Source organism: Levilactobacillus fuyuanensis (genome assembly GCF_003946395.1).
GTDB classification, from domain to species: domain Bacteria; phylum Bacillota; class Bacilli; order Lactobacillales; family Lactobacillaceae; genus Levilactobacillus; species Levilactobacillus fuyuanensis.
In genome coordinates this window covers 97,459-117,481 of record NZ_RHNZ01000005.1, presented here as the reverse complement: position 1 = coordinate 117,481, position 20,023 = coordinate 97,459, and the positions used below count along the sequence as shown (strand labels likewise).

The 20,023-nt window shown below is 46.9% G+C and carries 20 protein-coding genes and 1 tRNA gene; 8 read left to right on the top strand and 13 right to left on the bottom strand.

Translation table 11 applies throughout. From position 1 onward, the window contains the following. Positions 1-30 precede the first annotated feature (30 nt). The 5 genes from EKM73_RS03540 to EKM73_RS03520 form a co-directional block, all read right to left on the bottom strand. Positions 31-1,755, bottom strand: coding sequence for a DUF2075 domain-containing protein (locus EKM73_RS03540; protein ID WP_125700609.1), 1,725 nt, complete (start codon positions 1,753-1,755; stop codon positions 31-33). A 14-nt stretch (positions 1,756-1,769) separates the two neighbouring features. Next, positions 1,770-2,102, bottom strand: coding sequence for a nucleotide pyrophosphohydrolase (locus tag EKM73_RS03535; RefSeq protein WP_125700608.1), 333 nt, complete (start codon positions 2,100-2,102; stop codon positions 1,770-1,772). A gap of 205 nt (positions 2,103-2,307) precedes the next feature. Beyond that, positions 2,308-3,687, bottom strand: a complete 1,380-nt coding sequence (brnQ, locus tag EKM73_RS03530) for a branched-chain amino acid transport system II carrier protein (RefSeq protein WP_125700607.1) — start codon at positions 3,685-3,687, stop codon at positions 2,308-2,310. Between the two features lie 353 nt (positions 3,688-4,040). Continuing rightward, positions 4,041-5,300: a Fic family protein gene (locus tag EKM73_RS03525; RefSeq protein WP_125700606.1), complete on the bottom strand. Its 1,260-nt coding sequence runs from the start codon at positions 5,298-5,300 to the stop codon at positions 4,041-4,043. Between the two features lie 266 nt (positions 5,301-5,566). Further along, complete coding sequence (locus tag EKM73_RS03520) at positions 5,567-6,895, bottom strand: replication-associated recombination protein A (RefSeq protein WP_125700605.1); 1,329 nt, start codon at positions 6,893-6,895, stop codon at positions 5,567-5,569. A gap of 324 nt (positions 6,896-7,219) precedes the next feature. Between EKM73_RS03520 and EKM73_RS03515 the strand changes: the two genes are divergently transcribed. Beyond that, a complete protein-coding gene (locus tag EKM73_RS03515) occupies positions 7,220-8,143 on the top strand; it encodes an exonuclease domain-containing protein (RefSeq protein WP_125700604.1) in 924 nt (307 codons plus the stop codon). Positions 8,144-8,277: 134 nt separating this feature from the next. Here EKM73_RS03515 and brnQ (EKM73_RS03510) read toward each other — a convergent pair whose 3' ends face one another. Continuing rightward, complete coding sequence (gene brnQ, locus EKM73_RS03510; protein WP_382387192.1) at positions 8,278-9,651, bottom strand: branched-chain amino acid transport system II carrier protein; 1,374 nt, start codon at positions 9,649-9,651, stop codon at positions 8,278-8,280. 415 nt (positions 9,652-10,066) lie between these two features. On the opposite strand from brnQ (EKM73_RS03510), the gene EKM73_RS03505 reads away from it, so the two are divergent. The 3 genes from EKM73_RS03505 to EKM73_RS12740 all read left to right on the top strand — a co-directional run bounded on the left by EKM73_RS03505 (position 10,067) and on the right by EKM73_RS12740 (position 11,117). Continuing rightward, positions 10,067-10,255, top strand: coding sequence for a type II toxin-antitoxin system HicA family toxin (locus tag EKM73_RS03505; protein ID WP_318531130.1), 189 nt, complete (start codon positions 10,067-10,069; stop codon positions 10,253-10,255). Between the two features lie 46 nt (positions 10,256-10,301). Beyond that, positions 10,302-10,697, top strand: a complete 396-nt coding sequence (locus EKM73_RS03500; protein WP_125700602.1) for a type II toxin-antitoxin system HicB family antitoxin — start codon at positions 10,302-10,304, stop codon at positions 10,695-10,697. Positions 10,698-10,952: 255 nt separating this feature from the next. Then, positions 10,953-11,117: a hypothetical protein gene (locus EKM73_RS12740; RefSeq protein ID WP_164508845.1), complete on the top strand. Its 165-nt coding sequence runs from the start codon at positions 10,953-10,955 to the stop codon at positions 11,115-11,117. 187 nt (positions 11,118-11,304) lie between these two features. Here the strand turns inward: EKM73_RS12740 and EKM73_RS03495 are convergent, their stop codons facing one another. The 5 genes from EKM73_RS03495 to EKM73_RS03475 form a co-directional block, all read right to left on the bottom strand. Then, positions 11,305-12,342, bottom strand: coding sequence for a hypothetical protein (locus tag EKM73_RS03495; RefSeq protein ID WP_125700601.1), 1,038 nt, complete (start codon positions 12,340-12,342; stop codon positions 11,305-11,307). 124 nt (positions 12,343-12,466) lie between these two features. Next, positions 12,467-13,411: a helix-turn-helix transcriptional regulator gene (locus EKM73_RS03490; protein WP_164508844.1), complete on the bottom strand. Its 945-nt coding sequence runs from the start codon at positions 13,409-13,411 to the stop codon at positions 12,467-12,469. A gap of 28 nt (positions 13,412-13,439) precedes the next feature. Beyond that, positions 13,440-14,693, bottom strand: coding sequence for a hypothetical protein (locus EKM73_RS03485; RefSeq protein ID WP_125700599.1), 1,254 nt, complete (start codon positions 14,691-14,693; stop codon positions 13,440-13,442). A gap of 86 nt (positions 14,694-14,779) precedes the next feature. Continuing rightward, the gene (locus EKM73_RS03480) at positions 14,780-15,337 is read right to left on the bottom strand and encodes a hypothetical protein (RefSeq protein ID WP_125700598.1); all 558 of its coding nucleotides are present in this window, start codon (positions 15,335-15,337) and stop codon (positions 14,780-14,782) included. Positions 15,338-15,369: 32 nt separating this feature from the next. Beyond that, entirely contained in the window at positions 15,370-15,567 is a 198-nt protein-coding gene (locus EKM73_RS03475; protein WP_125700597.1) for a hypothetical protein, read from the bottom strand. Between the two features lie 315 nt (positions 15,568-15,882). On the opposite strand from EKM73_RS03475, the gene EKM73_RS03470 reads away from it, so the two are divergent. Further along, entirely contained in the window at positions 15,883-17,010 is a 1,128-nt protein-coding gene (locus EKM73_RS03470; protein WP_225421262.1) for a GGDEF domain-containing protein, read from the top strand. A gap of 115 nt (positions 17,011-17,125) precedes the next feature. Here EKM73_RS03470 and EKM73_RS03465 read toward each other — a convergent pair. Further along, positions 17,126-17,197: transfer RNA gene (locus EKM73_RS03465), tRNA-Arg, on the bottom strand. Between the two features lie 46 nt (positions 17,198-17,243). Then, complete coding sequence (locus EKM73_RS03460; protein WP_125700595.1) at positions 17,244-17,570, bottom strand: hypothetical protein; 327 nt, start codon at positions 17,568-17,570, stop codon at positions 17,244-17,246. A 136-nt stretch (positions 17,571-17,706) separates the two neighbouring features. On the opposite strand from EKM73_RS03460, the gene EKM73_RS03455 reads away from it, so the two are divergent. From EKM73_RS03455 to EKM73_RS03445, 3 genes are all read left to right on the top strand, one after another. Beyond that, positions 17,707-18,159, top strand: coding sequence for a MarR family winged helix-turn-helix transcriptional regulator (locus EKM73_RS03455; RefSeq protein WP_020089135.1), 453 nt, complete (start codon positions 17,707-17,709; stop codon positions 18,157-18,159). 34 nt (positions 18,160-18,193) lie between these two features. Continuing rightward, complete coding sequence (locus EKM73_RS03450; RefSeq protein ID WP_191988611.1) at positions 18,194-18,844, top strand: NAD(P)H-hydrate epimerase; 651 nt, start codon at positions 18,194-18,196, stop codon at positions 18,842-18,844. A 589-nt stretch (positions 18,845-19,433) separates the two neighbouring features. Then, on the top strand, positions 19,434-20,006 hold the full coding sequence (locus EKM73_RS03445; protein ID WP_125700593.1) for a M15 family metallopeptidase: 573 nt from the start codon (positions 19,434-19,436) through the stop codon (positions 20,004-20,006). Positions 20,007-20,023 lie beyond the last annotated feature (17 nt).

Genomic DNA, 20,023 nt, shown 5'->3' with positions numbered 1-20,023 from the left:
TCACTGCAATTTTTATATTTCCATAACTGCTCATTTGCCAGCAGCTGCCAGCAGTACCGACCTAAGCTCATCATCTACCGCATAAATGTACAAGCCATTGACGCCACGTGTCAACAGAACATTCAATTCATTCGGCAACAAATCTTCGTAAACAAAGTTCTTCTCACCACTCGACAACGTCCGTCTTTCCGTGGCACGCTTATTTGAACTTAGCTTGGGATCATAAATAATCTTACCATCACGATATTTTACCGAAGGGCCAATGATAACCCCACTATAATTCAAATCAAATCCTTGAATGGTGTACGTTGATCCAACTTCACCAATTGTCTGATTCTGCTCTGCCCACGCTAGCTTTTTTCCTTGCCCCCGTTGTTCTGGTGCTAGTGGCAACTGTAAATTCCAGGGTAACGAAAGATTGCCAACCGTCACGTAATCAACTTCCTGACTACCACTCTTGTATGGCCAATCAAACGTTGCTAGCACACGCGATAATCCTGATTGTTCATCGGTTGACTTACGTTTAATTGCTTCATACATCTCTACTGGATCATCGAATATGCGCAGATCATAGTTGTCATCCTTTGGAATCTTAGAAACGACTCGTCGATCTATCAGTTCACGAAGCCACATCGTCGTTGCCTCGCTAGCATTCATTCGCATTTGGGTCTTAAATTTAATCAAATTCCCCTGTTGACCAACCTTCGCTTCCAAAGCTTTAATTTCGTTACTGGTCAAATACTCTTCTGTTTTTAAAATTTGCTTAGGATCAAATACCGCCACCGTCAATTTTGCACGATCTATAATATCTTTGAGTTGATTTTTCCCGCGATAGGACTGCTTCCCCTGAGTCCATAAGAGATGCGCCTCATCCACGAGAACGATATCCGCAGGTGCCTCAGCACTATGTTGGTTAATAAAACGCGTTGGTTTACTAACATGAGTCGTGTCCATCCCCAGCTTCCGGGCAATGTTGTCATAAACCTTAACTTGCTCATCATGATTTACTAATAAGTAATTTTGACTAACACTGAAATCCGAGTAATTTTTATCCTGGCCTAACTGCCAAAGTTGATAGAATAGTGTGCTTAACAACACCGTCTTTCCGGAACCCGCCTCACCTTCAACTAGAATTAATTGATGGCCCTTGTTTGATCGCAATACCGCCTCGATGCGTCGCAAGATAAGCTCGCGTGCATGTTCCTGTTCGGTCGTCAATGCATGAAATGGAGACGCCTTGAATAATGCTGAGTCCTGAATAACCGACTCTACTGGAAATAGATTTTGATCAAATTGATTGAGTTTTCGCCAAATCTTAGAAAAAATAGTATCTCTTTCATCAGCCGTATAATACTTATTTTGTTGATTTTCACGACGATTATTTAAGCGTTTAACACTAGCAACGCCCGACATGTACAACATCATTTTATTTTCAATATCTAACGTCAGCGATTTATTAAAGTGTTCATGTCCAATAACCAATAACTTTGAGCTTCGACTATCAGCCAGATATTTCCAATCCTGCCGGCGATGAACATCATCAAGAAGGTGCTGCTGTGTCCGCTGCTCAATATTATTCGTTTCACCAACGTAAACGTCATATGCAGCCGGTTTAGTTTCGTCATAGACCAGATAAACGGTCGGAAATTCAAGTAATAGCTCCGCTTGATTTCCCTGTGATTTCTGCCTAATAGTGACTAAACCGTCCTTACTAAAATCAACTTCCTGAATAACGGGTTGCGGAAGCTTTGCCATTACTATCACCTCCCCTATTTCTGATCAAACGACCAATGACGATTTTGATTAACTTTCAACTTTTCATGAACCAATTCATTAGGATCAACCCCTAGTTGATCGCACATGTAGTACAGGTAAGTGAGCGTGTCCGCTAGCTCCATCTTCAAATCAGCCTGTTTTTTGGAAGATAGTTCACTTTGGTCATTTTGCCATAGGAATATCTCATTAACCTCTGCAGCTTCAACCGACAACGCGCGGGCCAAAGCTGGTAATGTATGATACTTGCGCCATCCACGCTGGTCCCGTAAATCGCGTAGTTCCTGCATAACACCAGAAAAGTTCCAATTTGAATCTGAAGCTCCCATATTTCTCCCACCTCTACACTATTCTGGTAAAAGTATACCATGACTCGCTTTCAGCAAATATCGAACCGCTCCAAAATTACCTCTACACTTACTACTAATGTAAAATCCCCCAAAATTGTCTCACTTTTTTCGCAGCCTTTAGGAAAACTAAAAACATCGCACCGGAAATTAATCCGTGCGATGTCTAAATCTTCATTTACATTAACTACTTTTCAACCACCGTAGACTGTTCGTTCGCCCAGCGAAGATGACCCCAGACGATACCCAGAACGAAGCCCACGAATGTTGGCACCAACCAGCCGAGTCCCAGACTGGCAAATGGGACAACCTGATGATAGAAGCTCAGGACACTGGCGACCGGACCAAAGCTGGTGACCACCTGTGGTGAATTTGCCAACATATCCAAGACCGCTGGCACTACCGTAAAGGCAATCGTCAACTTGTAGACAATTCCGGCGTATGGCCGCTTGGCAACGGTCAATGAGGCTAAGATCAAGGCCAAGGACAGTGGGTATAACAGCATCAATACGGGCAACGACCAGGCAATGATGGTGTTCAACCCCGCATTAGCGACCAAGAAGGAAACAAACGTGGTCACCCGCAACCAGTTGAGGTAGCTGACCTTGGGGAATAATTTATGGAAGTCTTGGGCAAAGGACGTAACCAAACCCAGTGCCGTGGTGAAGACCCCTAACGTGACTAGAACACCCAGGAAGGCCGTCCCAAATCGCGTGAAGTAGTGACCGACAATTTGTGAGAGGGCCACCGCACCGTTGGCGGACAACGTCAATTTACTCAAACTGAACGCTCCCAGCAAAACCAGTCCAAAGTAGATCAGGATTTCCAAGACGATACTCAGTGTCCCGGCCTTTGCCGTCAGTTTAGTCAGCTCGCGATCGTGGTATCCTAAACCGCGGACGGCGTGGACAAACGTGACACTCAAAGCTAACAATGCCACAGCATCCACCGTGTTGTAGCCTTCCAGGAACCCACTGATCGTCGCGTTACTCTGGTAAGCCGTCGTGGCCGCATGATCCAAGCCACCCATCGGATCGATGAACGCCACAACGAAGATGACGGCCAACATCGCCAAGAATCCGGCGTTCAAATACTTACCGACAACCTTGACCAGATTATTTTGATGCGTTGCCAGCAAGTAAGCCGCGCCGAAGAATAATCCGGTGAAAACTAACATTCCTACCGTGTCGAATCGTTTAGGCAAGAATGGTTGTAACGCCATTTCATACGCCGTGGCGGCCGTCCGGGGTGTCCCGAAGAAGGGGCCGATGGTCAGGTGAACCAAGACCAGGAACAGCGCGGCGTAGTGTCGACCTACCGGCTTGGCCAGATCGTAGAGGCCGTCACTCTTGGTGACCACGACCGCCAGAATTGCCAATAACGGGAATAATGACCCGGAGATGGCGAACCCGAGAGCTGCGGTGAACCAGTGGCCCCCTGCCATTTGCCCCAGATGTACAGGGAAGATTAAGTTGCCGGAACCAAAGAACATCCCAAAAATCAGGGAACTTACCACTAATAATTGCCCAAGATTTCTGCGCGGTTTGCTAGTTACTGTCTTATCCATATTGATTCCTCCACAACTTAATTTTAGTTTTAAACGTCAAAAGAGCCCTTCTCCCACTACGGGAAAAGGGCTCTACAAGTAGAACGGTACCACCTTTTTGTGACGGTTGCCCGCCACACTCATCGCGGACTAACATCCGCTAGCCAAATAATGGTGGCCACCACGATTACCTACATATCAGCATCGAACTCGGAAATGATCTTCGTCCCCGCTTGATGGCCACTTTCCACTAACCGTGACTCACTACGCATCGCTACGGGAACTACTTTTTTCCTCAACGTTTTTTAAGTATTGATTGTATTATAGGTGGGTGGAAATGAAAATGCAATGGTAATTTTAATTATTTTCTCATTTTATTTTCTGAATTGCTTACTTAGGACATGTTGTAGTGGTCGACTCTTAACACGAACGATGATGTTTTCATCCTCTAATTGATTGATGATCCGCTTAATCACTGCGCGTGAGAACTGACGACTATTCCGTTTATTTAAGACTTCAATTAGTTCAGTGTCTTTGATCCCCAGCTCCTCATTTCCTGCGAATAAACTGGACTGTGCAAAAATGTAAGCCACTGGGAAGGCCTCTTCAGAAACAACCTGCTGTAGTTGCGCACTCACTGCTGTTAATTCATCTGACAAGTCCTGCAGTGCTCGAATAACATGATCCTGGCCGCTTTCAATTATTTCCAACATTGTTTTAACAAAAAGTGTCACATCTGCCCGATTTTCAGCATCATCTGCATCTTTAAATACCCGATAATAAGTATCACGTTGCTGATGAATTGCACCAGAAATTGATAGTCCGGTGAAAGGATCTAGCTTATTAGCTATATACGACGCCAATAAATAGCGACCCATTCGGCCATTACCATCGTTAAATGGATGGGTATTTTCAAACATAAAATGCGTCACGACGGCTTTAGTCAAATAGGCCGTCTGGTGCGAATTCATGAATGTTATCAGCGGTACCAAAGCCTCAGTAATAGCATCCTCATTCATAGGCGGCACATGGACTCGCCTCGACGCCGTTCCGATATAAACCTCATCGTTTCGAAAAAGTTCACCATCTGGCAATTCACTTTGAGCAATCTCGCCTTTCAGCAGCTCATCATAGATCCTTCTGAAATCTGCTAAAGATTGAATATTTTCAGATGTTCCCTGCAACACGGTAGCGTATTGATGAACAGTCGACTCTAAACGACGCGGTTTATGCGCCACTAACTGCTGTTGTCTTTCCGCTACGACCGTTCCAATCTCTACTCTGTCGGTCTTTACTCCTTCAATTTCATTAGTAAAATAGATTTCGGAAGTCAGTAAACGATTGCTATAGCTGGTCTTAGCAATCCCAGGAAGTTGCTTCATAATTTGACGAATCTGCTGAGAATTCCTTTTAATAATATCATCTAACTGGATGATCTCATTGATCTGAACAAAAAAGAGTGGAAAACGATTAGTCTGCTGACCCTCTCGATTCACTTCTAGCATAGGATGAAGTGCTGTCACGATGGTTGAATAGCCGTTCAGCCGATTCTGATATTCAAAATCAACTTCAGCGGCTGAGTATCGCGGACCACTGCCATTATATTTATATTTTGCTAATAATTGATAGTCCACGATATCGCTCCATTCCAAATTTTCTTATTATTGCAAATCATACCATTTTTTTGAATATAAAAGATGTAGTTTGACTTTATAAATCAAAAAAAGAGCGATTTTCGAATAAACAGCGCGTTTATAAGTACTGTTTATTTAAATATCGTTCATTTTTCAATAAACAGAACAAAATATCCTCTGATTATTCAAATATCCTCTATTTTTCAATAATCAGTATTAAATGATCCCTGTTTATTTAATATCTCATCAAGCCTTATTTAACTACCTTACTTTTTCCCATCATCCGCATGCTCACGCCGCCACTCCTTCACATAGTCCAAGCGCTTCTTGAACAAGTCTTCCCGACCCTGATCCGTAGGCTGGTAATATTCATGACCCACCAGCGAGTCCGGCAGCGTCTGCATCGTGGTCAACTTATCCTTGGTATCATGGGCGTACTGGTAATCCTTCCCGTAATCTAAGTCCTTCATCAGTTTGGTCGGGGCATTACGAATCTGCAACGGAACCGGTTCATCGCGCGTCTCCTTGACGTCCCGTTTAGCCGCTAGCCGGGCCTTGTAAATGGCGTTAGACTTCGGCGCCAACGCCAGATAGGTCACGGCTTCCGTCAGATGCACGTCACACTCCGGCATCCCCAGAAATTGACACGCTTGAAAGACGTTGACCGCCACGTTCAGGGCATTCGTATCGGCCAGACCAATGTCTTCGCTGGCAAACCGCACCAATCGCCGTGCAATGTAAAGCGGGTCTTCGCCACCTTCCAGCATCCGCGACAGCCAGTAAATGGCGGCGTCCGGATCACTGTTACGCATAGATTTATGCAGCGCGGAAATAATGTTGTAGTGCTCTTCGCCGGTCTTGTCGTAAAGCACAAACTTCTGCGAAATTAGCTGCTTCAGATCCGCCAGGTTGACGGTCACCTGGTCGCCTTGCTTGTTGCCGTTGAGCACCGCCATCTCCAGCGTGTTCAAGGCACTTCGCGCGTCCCCATTGGCAAATTCGGCAATCGCCCGCAACTCATCGTCACCAATTTTGACGTTGCCCTTAAACCCATCCGGACTCGCCAGCGCATTGGTTAGGAGCTGTTCAACGTCCTTAGTTTCCAACGCCTTGAGCACGAACACCTTGCAGCGAGACAAAAGTGCCGAGTTGATCTCAAACGACGGATTTTCAGTCGTCGCCCCGATCAACACAATACTCCCACGTTCCACATACGGGAGAAAAGCGTCCTGTTGGGCTTTGTTGAAACGGTGGATTTCATCGACAAACACGATGGTCTTCTCGCCGATTGCCATGTCGCTTGCCGCCTGCTTCATGATTTTCTTAATCTGGCTGATACTGCTATCGACGGCACTAAAGCGTAGAAACTTAGCCTGCGTCTGCCGCGCGATAATCTCCGCCAACGTGGTCTTGCCGACACCCGGTGGTCCCCAGAAAATCATCGACGAAACTTCATCATTTTCAATCAGCTCGCGAAGAATCTTGCCGGGCCCCAGTAAGTGCGCCTGACCCACGAAATCCGCAAGCGACCGCGGACGTACTCGACTGGCTAACGGCCTATTCTGTTGATTGTCAAATAACGACTCCTGCTCCACGAGAATCACCACCCTTTTAGGTCAATCATAACCCGTTTAGCCATTGAACAAAAGGCATTAAAACTAATCTCGCCACCTGCCAAATCGTAACGCGCGCTACATCAGGCTCGCTTTTAAGACCTCCTGTCGACCATCACGCCCCACCAACACTTCTTAATCCACTACCGTCCCACACTCCCTAATCGGGCAACCATATTACCCAATAAGGTCACCGTGAATTGTCTAGTATTTCTTAACTTTATACCGTATGATGGAGAAAATGTCCAGTCCGAATCTGCTAACTGTGGGTTACATTTACTGGCCAATCAAAGGAGCCTCATAACTATGGAAGACTACGTTGCAATCGATGTCGAAACGGCGAACGCCTCGCGCGCCTCAATTTGTGCCATCGGGATCGCCCAATTCAAAAATGGCCAACTGACTAACAGTTTCTACAGCCACATCAACCCACACGAACCGTTCGCCGCCCGCAACACTACCATTCATGGGATTGACGCCACCACAGTCGCCACTGCCCCAACCTTCAGCGACCTCTTGCCGCTCCTCCATCGCTGGCTCGACCACCAGTTGATCGTTTCCCACACCAACTTTGACATCTCAGCCTTACGTCAAACGTTGGCAAAACACGGGCAACCACAGCTGGCTTTCAAATACTTCGACAGCTACGTCGTCTGCCAACAACTCATCGACTACCCACATCATCGGCTCACCGACATGGCCGCCTACTTCGGCATTCATAACCCCCACGAACACCACGCTCTCAGCGACGCACAAACGTGTGGCCACATCGTCGCCGCGTTGGTCGCTCAGCTCGAAGTTCCCACGCTCAACAGTCTCCTGAACGCGGCTGGCTTTCACCAACTGGGAGTATCCTCACAACTGGAACAGAAGAAGTTTCAACGGACCAGCGTCCTCGATCTGATGGACATCTCGCATGACGTGAAAACGGCAACCTTCGAAAGGTTCACGCCCGCCGCACTCTTCTATCAACGAAACGTGGTGCTCACCGGTAATCTCCAACTCATGACCCGCGCTACCGCGTTTCAAAAAATTACCGCGGTCGGTGGCACCCCACAGCACACACTGACGGCGACCACTAACTTTCTGGTGGTCGGTCACACCAATCCACAGGTCGTTGGTAACGACGGTAAGTCGCCCAATATTCGTAAGGCTGAGGAGCTCAACCGCGTCTTTCCCGTCATCACCATTATCGGCGAATCCGACTTTCTCAAGGCCGTCGCCCAATAGATTTGGTCACTAAAAACAGAGCCCGGGAATTTATCCTAGGCTCTGTTGCTCTCTAATGTTATATGGTAGAAACGTGCACCAAAGGTAGTCGGTTCCGCTTAAAACTGCTAACCGCCTTTTGCCCCACTCTTCTCCTAACGATCACTCTCCGGCACCGTCCCGCGTTGGCCGACCCAGCGTAGACGCCCCCAGATGATGCCGATGGTAAAGCCAATCAGTGTTGGTACCAGCCACCCCAGGCCGAGGCTCGCAAACGGAATTGCTGTGTGATACAGCGTCAATAGGCGCTGAATCGGTGCCAAGCCAGAGATGGTAGCCGGTGTATTGGCCAACATATCGAGAACCGCTGGCAGAATGGTAAAGGCAATCGTGACCTTGTAGACGGTACCAGCGTACGGCCGTTGCGAAATAGTCAGCGACAACAGAATCAGTGCCAAGGCCAACGGATACATCAGCATCAGAACGGGGAGTGACCAGGAGATGATGGTATTGAGACCCGCATTAGCCACCAGGAAGGACAGAATGGTCGTTGTCCGTAACCAAGCGCGGTAACTGACCTTGGGGAACAATTTATGAAAATCTTGGGCAAACGAACAAACTAAACCGATGGCGGTGGTCAACACACCCAACGTGACCAGTGCACCCAACAACAGCGTGCCCACGCTACTGAAGTAGTGCCCCACGATCTGAGACAGCGCGATGCCCCCATTTGCAGATAACTTGAACCGATTCATGCTCAAGGCACCTAACATGACTAACCCGAAGTAGATCAATACTTCCAGTGAAATGCTGATCAGACCGGCCTTGGCCGTCAGCTTGGTCAAGGCACGACCCCGGTAACCCAAACCACGAATGGCGTGAATCAACGTTACGCTCAGCGCCAATAAGGCTACGGCATCCAGCGTATTGTAGCCCTCCAGCAACCCACCAATTGTAGCATTTGCCTGGTAGGCGGCGGTCGGCGTCTGACTGAGGTTACCCATTGGTTTGATAAAGGCCACTAGGAAGACGATGGCTAACAGCGTCAGAAAACCAGCGTTCAGATACTTACCCACAATCTTCAATAAACTGTTCTGATGGGTCGCGGCCAAGTAAGTCACCGCAAAGAATAAACCGGTAAAGAGCAGCATCCCCAGTGTCGAAAAATGCTTGGGAATAAAGGGTTCCACCGCCATTTGATAAGCCGTGGCGGCCGTCCGTGGCGTGGCGAAGAACGGGCCAATCGTCAAGTGAACCAGTACGAGGAAAATGGCGGCGAAGTGGCGTCCCAGCGGTCGCGCGAAGTCGAGCAGACCATCGCTCTTGGTCACCACAACGGCAAGAATCGCCAGTAACGGGAACAGCGAGCCGGAAATCGCAAAGCCCAGTGCTGCCAAAAACCAATTCGATCCGGCCATCTGGCCCAAGTGCACGGGAAAGATCAGGTTACCGGAACCAAAGAACATCCCGAAGATCAACGAACTGACGACTAATAATTGCCCCAAATTTTTCTGTGGTGTTGCGTTAATTTCTGCCATCTTCAATTCCTCCTGAACTTAATTTTTTACCCGTAAACGTGAAAAAGAGCCCTCTCCCATACGGGAAAAGGGCTCTACAAGTAGAACGGTACCACCTTTTTGCGGCAGTCACCCACCACACTCATCGCGGACAAACATCCGCTAGCCAGGTAATGGTGGCGACCACGACAGCCTTAGCAACTGCCGAACTCAGAATTAACCTTCACGAACGCGCGGTGGTCACTTTCCACTTCACATGACTCCCTAGGCACCAACGGATTCGCTACTACTTTCTTCAACGTTTTATAAGTATTGTTGCTTATTATAGCTAGTCGATTATTAAAAATCAATGGGTAAATTAAAAAAAGATGAGAAGCCCAGTTATCGTTACTTAACACGTGCTATACTCAACCTATTCTAAGAGGAAATCCCTATCGATTCCCGTGAAATCATCAAAATACTTCAAAAAGACGGCTGGTACCTTGCCAGAGTTACCGGTGACCATCGTCACTTCAAGCATCCGGTCAAGCCTGGCATTGTGACCGTTCCTCATCCTCGAAAAGATATTCCTAAAGGCACCCTCAACAGCATTTTGAAACAGGCTGGACTAAAGTAAGCTACAATAACCGAACGAGTTAACCACACAATTGGAGGTCCCACACATGAAATACCTATATGCTGCACTCTTTTCTCAAAATTCAAACGGGCAGGTGGAAGTTACCTTTCCCGATTTGGCACCCAATGCCGCAACCTTCGGCGAGAATATTTCAGACGCCCTGCACATGGCTAGTGACGCATTAACCGGCTATTTGCTCACCGCTGAGGATACTCAGGAACACCTACCCCAACCGTCAGACCCAATTAGCATTTCCCACACAGCACAACAATTGATTGTCCCCATCGAAGTCGACACACGAATTGCCCGCGAACGGGAAGAAAACCGGAGTATCAAAAAAACTTTGACGATTCCAAAATATCTCAATGATCTAGGGGTTGCCGCTCAAATCAATTTTTCGGCAACATTGACCGATGCTTTGCGTGCTAAATTAGAGGCCTGATTCTCTTATGCTGCGAACAAAGGCAGTCTGCAAACGTGGTAAGCTCAGCATGGTTGTACATGAATGAGCAGCTGATCTGATTGGCAAATTTACTACTTAATCATGCATCGGCTCTTTCTATAGACATAATGTGTCCATCTCTAATGCTATACTTTACTTGATTGATCGGTAATCCTTTTCAAAACTAAGCTAGGAGTCAAACAGATAACAAATGAACTCAAAAAAATTGAGACTATACTGGAGGAGTTTATTACGATGAAAGTTAAGATTACGACGACTCATATTACTGATAACGGAACTACAAGTGACTACAAAATTTTGAATATTGAAGATATGTCTGATTTATTTGAAGAAGTCGATAAACTTCAAAAAGAGCAAGGCGTTGACGATGTTGATTGGGAAATTCTTGATATTCAATAATCTATAAGGATGTTTATTGATAATAGATAAAAAACGAAAACAAGTAGAACCCTTGCTAACCGCCATAGCCAATCCTATGGCGGTTTTGTAAGCCTAAGATAATATCCATTATGAAAGAGCCAGATGATGCATAACCAACACGCATCATCTGGCTCCTATAAAATTATCGTACTTATCAGCAACTAATCTATTCGTTCACTGCATCGACATCCGTTTTCTTCAGTAACGTTTGCAGATAATTCATATAATCTAACGTGGAAGTTTTTTTGCCTTGTCTGCTGTAATGTTGTGCTTCAATCAAGGTATCCGCCAATCTGGCAACTTCCGGATTATTTTCAAAAAGCCCATCGGCTCGCATGTTTTGAACAACCTGTTGTGCTTTTTTACCTAACACAATCAGATGTTTCGGTTGGATAATCTGGTACTCTTGGATAAATAATTCGGCACTTCTACGATACTTTTGTTGATTCTCTCTGACTACGGCTTCATAGTCCTCGGAACTCTCGATAAAAGTATCAGCGCCAACATTTCGGAGATCTCGGGTATATCTGCTAATGACTTTACCATCCTCAACAACCGTTTCAACGCTGTCTGCATTCTTTACCAATTCCGATCGATACCGCTTTACGTATTTAGGATAACCTTTGACTGCAAGTTTCTTAACATTTTCATCGCTCTCGTCAAGGAACATTCCAGGCTGTTTCTCCTCCATATCCACAAAGTAATCATCGCTAATATTTGCCGAACTGCTATCCACGGTATTCTTCAAAATATCAGTGATATAACATCCCCGGAAGCGTTTGTCATTCGTCATAAAAGCAAATTTATATGTAGGCGTTTTAAACTCCATGTCATGGAACTGGCCCCAAGCACCATCAGCGTCAGGTTCCTTTTTACGAGCTGCAATATTTAACCCAACGAACATGTAGTCTGAATTAAATGGTTGGTCTCTCTGGCTCTTATCGGTAAAAATTGTGTCATCTACGCTTAAGTCGATATCAATAGACTTCTCAATATTAGTTGGCGTTACGCCATCCACTTTTTCATTATGAGCAACTGCCACTTTAATTGCATCATTAGTCGGCAGCTTTTTAAATGCAATAATTGAGCTCATATACTTTAACTTTACCTCAATTGGATTTCCTGACTTATCTTTACTACCTGGAATGAAAAAGCCTGTTTCAACCCCTTCCAATCCATTTAATACTTCACCATTAGTTGGCATAAGCGCAGCTCCTTCTATATTGAAAAATAAGTAACGGACAACTTGAAACTTTTATAATCATTTATTCTTGCCGACCACTTTCTTGAAATCAGCAATAACCACCTCCTAAACTTATCCGTTTCTATCAATACAGCGCCGCCATCTTCTTAATCTCTTCCTGAACCTCATCAACCAGAGATTTTGGCCTAATCACTTGAATATTGGAGCCTTGGCTCAGTATCCACAGGACCAATCCTTGTGAAAAGGCTTCTCCCTTAATTGTGACACTACCGTCCTTATTTGGCGTGCATGTCGACTTGGGTAATCGATCCAACGCCGTTTGAGGAAAATTCCAGTACTTGAACTCGTAATTAACCACGGTGCCACCACTTAACAAATAAGTTTTATTCAGCGATTCACCTTCATCTAGCTTCTTAGCACGTGGAACATTACTATTTTGATCCACATCTGGAACCACGTCATCCCCGAAGCGATCCAATCGGTAGAAATGGGTTGTATCATTTTTCTCGCTATACATCACCACGTAGTAATAAAAATCGGCAAACGTTAACCCCATTGGTAAACCCGCGTCTTTATTTGTCCCCTGAGTACTACTGCTGTAGGTAAACTTGATGGGCGTCCTGTTTTGAATATAACCAGCGAATTCAGCAAGCCGGGGCAACAAGTCTTGTCCTGCATTAACTGGCGTATAAGCCGTGACCGTCGTGGTAATCAGTTTCTTAGCAAGATTTTGTTTCTTTTCCGACAACAAATTCAGCAAGTGATCCTTCACTTGTGTCATCTCAGCTTGATTTAGTGACCGCGTGCCAATCAAGATTTTCAGCAATGCCAGTACTTCCTCAAAGCTCATCGTATTTATTGTAATCCAGAAGCGCTTGTTTTCTATACCAACGATTTCTTGATGAAATTCACAGTCCGGAAGCTCCTCAACCATTGACCCAATAGCTCTCATATCGCGTTTCACTGTTTGGGAAGAACGTCCAGTTTCCGCCGTCATCTCCTGAGTCGTTAACTTTTCTCCCTTCAACATCCGTATCATAAAATCCATGTTACGCGCCATCGCTGTCATTTCCTGATCCTCCATTTCCCGTATTAATTTACTTGAATTGGTCAAAGAAGTTTGCATCATTCTTCACTGCCGCCGTCAGCAAGGTCGTGACTAGATCATTGAATGGCAGATCTTGCGCCACTACCTTTCCACTTTCATCGCGAATTTCAAAAACGGTTTGCGTCACGTAGACACGCTCCGGCCCACGTGACACTGCACTCAGATCTATAATTTCATCATTTTCAATTTTGAAGTTCTCAATGTCACAAACGTTGACTTGACGGCGTTGTCGACGATAGAGATGCCAACCCATTTGATTAGCGCTTGTCACTAGCCAGTCAGACAACCGTTGTTGCCGACGAAGACGTGGTGTCAGCCCGCCACGCGCCGTTCGCTTTAAAACATCAACAATATCACTTGCTGCAAATGGCACACCCAACGTCTGACCGTTGCGACGACCATCAAAGAACCGATAGCAATAACTGAGGCCATCCCCTGGTTGGATTGGGTCATCCGCCAGCGTATCAAGATCGGGAAGCGACTTCATCTCTCGGGGCAGTGAGGTCTCACACCGTTCATAAATCAAGTCGGCCGCCGCTAACACTTCCTGTGATAAATCGGGCCACAAGAACAACTGACGAATCGTCCGGGACTGCATTCCGTATAAAGTACAGAGTAAGACAATACCGAGTTGTTCAGCGGGCACTGCCACCAATTGAAACCCATCCGGCCCTTGTAAGTCGTAGTACACATCGTCAAGCCCTATTCGCCCCACAATTGTTTGATCACGCACCAGCACTTCTTCGCGCTGTAAATTAACCAGTAGTTGTGAACCGTCTTTCCTTTGAATAGGAATCAATTGGGCACTCCGTGTCGCCAAGGGTTCCCGAAGCACCGCCATCAAGCGCCGATCATCGGGAACCTGCCAAGTATCTCGACAAACTCGGCGGCGACCAGTTATGGTCACGCCCTGGCGATTGGCGGCCTGAATCATTTGGCTAATGACCATTAGATTAGGTACTTCATACGTGACTGGTGCTAAATGGTTTGTCGCTAACATTCGCCGCAATGCGGACTTGAGCTTATCCAAATCTCCTCCATCAACAAAACAGATACCGTGTTCATCGTAGAGCTGGTAACGTCCCAGCGACTCCGTCAGCCGGCGGGCCGTTGCGGACAACAACGTTTCAGCCTGACCCACGACAATCTCATCAGCTGAACTATACTCATAAACGAGTAAATTTGCGCCCAAATTATTAGCTTGCATATACCGATTCAACGCTTGCATTCCCTGCTTTGTCACGTGATCCACTCCTTACTGTCCCTGAGCGACTCCACTTTATAAAGTGAGTATAGCACCCTATTAAGACATATGATGACTAAAATTTGTTACCAATTTGAACGATAAACTTGCTTGGTATAAACCATGGTCTTGATGACTTTACCCGCCGGATTTTTAACCGTCAACTTAACTGGAGCCGTCTCGCTCTTAATGATATAGGGCACGGCAACCTGAACGGATTCATTGTCCGTATAATCAAAACCACTCTGGTTATCTTCCTTAGTGAACGATGCAATACTCAGCTGTTGACCCTGCTGTGAGACTGAAACATATTTCTGATACTTTTCCCCCCACTTGTCTTGGGTCGACGCCTTCTTTGGCCAAAAATCGACGTCCAAGATGAATACTGGCTGCTTTCCCGTATAATTCCGTGAAGAATCACCGTCCTGACGCGGATTCTGTCCGGGTTTCAGGATTCCCCAATTCGCAATGTCCAATTCATAAGTGGCATTCTTAATCACGACTTTTTGATTTCGTCGGCCCAAATTATTTACCGTGTGGCTACTCCCGTTAGTGACGTGCGATGGGCTCTTTGACTGGCTAGTGCAGGCAGCTAGGCTCCCCACTGCCAATATAGTGCTAATCACAACTAATAATTTTTTCATCATTACTTCCTCCTATGTTCTGTCTTAAGCAATTACGCTTCAATACCAATTTCCGGAAAATTTCGGGTGACGGCCACCATAAGTTCCGGCGTCCGATCCAAATGTAACCGGATAAGGCTCTGTTCAAATTCTGTAGCAGTCGGTAATTCCCCCGAAAGTTGCTTTGACAAGGTCAACATAGTCAGCACTAACTGAATACTATCCGAAGTCTTCACGTAGACTGGATTCACAATCGACGCCTCCTTTAAGTACGCTTTATCGGTTAAGCTATATTGATAGCATAGCACCTCATTTGGACACATTATGTCCATAAACGTTTAAAAAATAAGAATCTAAAATTTAATTTCAGCTCTATACCATTTCATTGACATCGCTTCATTAACCCTATGCACAGCGTTTTATGAATTTATTTATTAATCAATGAAACCGTTACCCCCATTTATGGTATGCTTATCTATATACTTAGAACAGTAAGATGAGTAGGTGAATCCATGTACCTCTTTGAAAACTTTTTTCAAGATATCTTTAATATAAAATCAATCATCATGGCTTTAATTACCGTTGGCCTCATTGCGATTATGATGGCAATGACCTATCTCCTCTCACAACGGGCGGCCCAGCGGTCACGGTCGACCACTGTAATTTTGGAACTAGTGGAAGGCGTCATTGTCATCGCTAGTGTCGTGATTCTCCGACAAACCTTCTGGGTCCTGAATGGTGGTAATGTCCTGAGTTGGGGCTATGCCATTGCGCAATTAATGATTCTGTTATACAGTCTCTACGCCATGCATAATTTTGCGGTGACCTTGGTCAACTTGGCCATGCCGCTATTCTTCTACGGTCAGGCACTCTATCTGGGTGCCAGCCTGCAACACTGGTGGGTCTTTGCCATCGCAGCGGCTACCTTGTTTGGCGTCATCCTCTATATCAGCCACCATCAAGCACTGGCGTTGGATTCCGAGTGGCGCTTTCTACTCTTGCAACTCCTATACGGCCTTGCATGGTGTATGGTCATCTGGTCCGTGCGGCCGTTTCTGCTCTTCTACACAGTCAACGTCCTCGTGGTCTTTATCATTTACATGTGGATCATTCGCTTCTTCGTCACGCGGGTCAACCGCGTGATCAGCCACTTCGAGCGGTTGGATCAGGAAGCTAACTACGACGAACTGACCGGTGTCCGCAACCGGGCCAACTTTGATTCGACCACGGTTGGGGTCTTTGGCGTTTACCGTCAGCACCCCACGACACCGATTACCATGGCGATGTTTGATATCGACCATTTTAAACACTTCAACGACGAGTATGGCCACCTGACTGGTGATGCCGTGCTCAAACACGTGGCTCAACACTTCAACGCAGAGCTGACGCGCCAAACGAATAACGGCGAGCTTTTCCGCTACGGTGGCGAAGAATTCGTTATCATCTTTAAAGACACTTCCCCCACTGACGCCCAGCACATCGTCACATCGATTCGCGACACGCTACAGCAGCATCCCGTAAAAATAAATGGCAAGCAGCTAGTTGTGACCGTCTCCATCGGTATCTCGGCCTTACAAGCGGACGATGCCGACTTCGACAATTGGTTCAAACGGGTCGACCACTACCTCTATCTCGCAAAGGAAGCCGGTCGTGACCGAATTACCGTTGAGGGTGACACACGAGAATTTCAATAAATCGTTATTTATACTTAATACAGGCAGGTCCCAGTTGAATGGGCCTGCCTGTATTTTGGCAAAAAGAAAAGACGCCACGTAACCATGGCGTCTCACACAACACTATTTTTCAAGATGCGTCCCCGGGGAGTCGAACCCCGATCGAAAGGACCGAAATCTCTCGTGCTATCCATTACACTAAGGACGCCTAACATCCCTAGTGTAGTTCAAAATTAGTTACAATACCAAATAATTTAGCGCGCACCCGATGCTCGGACCGCCTCTTGTTCCAAATACAGCTCGAGTTTCTCGGCACTCTCCCGGAAATCGGCATTGAAACTGGCCCCCTGCGCGGTCACCGTGGCCGTTTGCTCGCCGTCGATATCCGTCACGATTAGCGTTTCACCCTGCCAACTGGCAGTATCGTAGTGACCATCCTCCACTTGATCCAAGAATCCTTGGAAGATATCCAAAACGGCTTGACTGATAATCTCATCCTCAGTCTTGTCTTCACCGTGCTGCTTTAATTGTAATTGGCGCAGTTGCACCTCGTCCATATCGGTTGGTATCTGAATAAACATTGGAATGCCTCCCATAATTAGTTTTACTGCTATTCTAGCACTTCCTCGCAAAGAAACGAGTGCGAATGTTATCCTCTATTCAAATCTGGTGTAAACTAGGGGTATGCAAACATTCTGACTACCTAGGAGGTGGCTCATGGAAGACTCGATACTAGACTTTACTACGAACCTGGCCATTCTCCACCGGCAATTTCAGCGGGCAATGAATCAGATTCTTGAAGCCGATGAAATGCCGGTAAATATCACTGAATTTTATTTGTTAGTGCTGGTCTCTGAGACCAGCCACCTGAACCAACGGAAAGCCGCCTGGACGATGGCTGTGGACGAAGGTCTTATGGCCCGGATGGTGCAGCACCTGGTTAAGCTGTCCCTATTGCAAAAGGAAACGGACCCGCGTGATCGCCGTAACCGTCGCTTAAAGTTAACCACCGACGGTAAACGTTTGGTAAAACAAGCCATTGAGGTCCTCCACGATTGGTGGCAACAAGCCACGCCGACCGATGCCGACTTCGACTACGCCAGCATCACCGCCCAACTGCAATTACTTTCCAGTAGCGTCCTGCAGGATCAGCAAACGGAACATTCATAATTAACCTTGTTTTTCCCCATCTAAGGAGGGATTCATGATGAGTAAAGCCATTACCATTGCCGAAGCCCAACGTTATGACGCGCATACCATCAACGAGATTGGTATTCCCGCATTAGTTCTCATGGAGCGCGCCGCCTTGGCAACGTTTAATAACCTGTTAAATGATGATTTTGATTTGAGCCGCGTCGTGGTTGTGGCTGCGACCGGCAACAACGGTGGCGATGGGATTGCCGTCGCCCGGTTGCTGCACATTCGCGGTATCGACGTTGAGGTTTACCTCCTGGGCGATCCGGCCAAGGCCACTCCGCAGACGACACAACAACTTAAGATTGCCAACTACTATCACATTCCGTTCACGACCGACCTCAATCACGTGGTCAACGCCACGCTGATTGTCGACGCCATCTTCGGCGTTGGTCTGTCGCGTGACATCACCGGTAAATTTGCCGATGCCATCAACGCGATTAACGCGGCCGACGCAAAGACGGTTGCCATCGACGTCCCATCCGGCATCAACGCGGACACTGGTGAAGTCATGGGTGTCGCGGTCGTCGCCGACAGCACGACCACCATGGCCTACAACAAGATTGGTCTCCTGACGATCACCGGCAAGCAACACAGCGGCACCGTCCACGTGGCCGACATTGGCATCTACGCGCAAGACCATCTCGAGCACGCCCGCTAAACTAAGGTCGCTGACTGAACCAACCGTGTCATTCGCCACAAGCAATTTCCCATTAAAGCGTAAACTAAAAGTTACGAAAGCTAGAGTGACTTTCGTGTTTCTTGACTGCGACCAGACCCCCTCCTGAGGCTCTGGTCGTTTTTTTTGTAAAGAGTGCGGAACAAGGCGCTTAGGTCCTGAGCATTAACGTCATTAAGTCAAAAAGCCCGGGCCTGGCTTTTAGGCTTAATGGGGTTAAGCGCAGGGACCTGCCTTGTGGAGCACGTTTCGGCTGTATAAAATTAGAGAGCATGCACCAAACCAACTAGAAGTCCCAAAGACCAGTCCCTTACCTAGTACGAATTAACTCAAAGACCTAGCCCCGTCCAACGCCACAAAAATAAAAGCATCCCCTGCAGAACGAACACTAACCTAACAAACGACTCCCCTAAAAAACCACCCAGCAATCTCCCAACCAAAATCCATTCCCCCAGAAAGCACATCACACCAGTTCACTCCCCAAACCATCCCCATCCATTCAAGCCACTTCACAAGCTTTCTCCCGGCAAACCCGGTATACTAGCACTAACTATATTGGGAGGTGCCCCACATGTCACAACTAGAAACTGGCTTCACCAACGTCCAAGCGCTGGATCCCAGCATTATTGTCGACCTGCGCTACGCCACCACGGATAACTTTACCCACCAAGTCATTTACGATTTCGCCACCGCCATCGCCCGTACAGGAACCGCCAAGAAGTTAGCCAAAGCAAGCGAACTTCTGCGGGCACAGGGCTATCGGCTGAAAGTCTGGGATGCCTACCGCCCCGTCACCGCGCAAGAGCGGCTCTATGAAGTCTACCCCGATCCGTCATTCGTTGCCAAACCCAACCCGAACTTTTCCCATCAAAAGGGCGTTACCTTCGATGTCACATTGTGTGATGCCACTGGCAGGGAATTTGAAATGCAGACGGAATTCGACGACTTCTCAGTTGCCGCTCACCGGGACTTCACTCGAACACCACTTCAGGAAAAAAATTACCAAATTCTCGACGAAGCTATGCAGTCAGCCGGATTCTTTGGCTACGAAAACGAGTGGTGGGACTACCGCGACACGCAGATGGATGATTATCCACCAGCAACGGCTGATCCTAACGATTTTCAAATCGCAGAACATGCATAACTAAAAAATTGGAACTG

Coding starts and splice junctions, on each gene's coding strand:
- EKM73_RS03540 (WP_125700609.1), bottom strand. CDS start 1,755: ATGGCAAAGCTTCCGCAACCCGTTATTCAGGAAGTTGATTTTAGTAAG.
- EKM73_RS03535 (WP_125700608.1), bottom strand. CDS start 2,102: ATGGGAGCTTCAGATTCAAATTGGAACTTTTCTGGTGTTATGCAGGAA.
- brnQ (WP_125700607.1), bottom strand. CDS start 3,687: ATGGATAAGACAGTAACTAGCAAACCGCGCAGAAATCTTGGGCAATTA.
- EKM73_RS03515 (WP_125700604.1), top strand. CDS start 7,220: ATGGAAGACTACGTTGCAATCGATGTCGAAACGGCGAACGCCTCGCGC.
- EKM73_RS03500 (WP_125700602.1), top strand. CDS start 10,302: ATGAAATACCTATATGCTGCACTCTTTTCTCAAAATTCAAACGGGCAG.
- EKM73_RS12740 (WP_164508845.1), top strand. CDS start 10,953: ATGAAAGTTAAGATTACGACGACTCATATTACTGATAACGGAACTACA.
- EKM73_RS03495 (WP_125700601.1), bottom strand. CDS start 12,342: ATGCCAACTAATGGTGAAGTATTAAATGGATTGGAAGGGGTTGAAACA.
- EKM73_RS03490 (WP_164508844.1), bottom strand. CDS start 13,411: ATGACAGCGATGGCGCGTAACATGGATTTTATGATACGGATGTTGAAG.
- EKM73_RS03480 (WP_125700598.1), bottom strand. CDS start 15,337: ATGAAAAAATTATTAGTTGTGATTAGCACTATATTGGCAGTGGGGAGC.
- EKM73_RS03470 (WP_225421262.1), top strand. CDS start 15,883: ATGGCTTTAATTACCGTTGGCCTCATTGCGATTATGATGGCAATGACC.
- EKM73_RS03460 (WP_125700595.1), bottom strand. CDS start 17,570: ATGTTTATTCAGATACCAACCGATATGGACGAGGTGCAACTGCGCCAA.
- EKM73_RS03455 (WP_020089135.1), top strand. CDS start 17,707: ATGGAAGACTCGATACTAGACTTTACTACGAACCTGGCCATTCTCCAC.
- EKM73_RS03450 (WP_191988611.1), top strand. CDS start 18,194: ATGATGAGTAAAGCCATTACCATTGCCGAAGCCCAACGTTATGACGCG.
- EKM73_RS03445 (WP_125700593.1), top strand. CDS start 19,434: ATGTCACAACTAGAAACTGGCTTCACCAACGTCCAAGCGCTGGATCCC.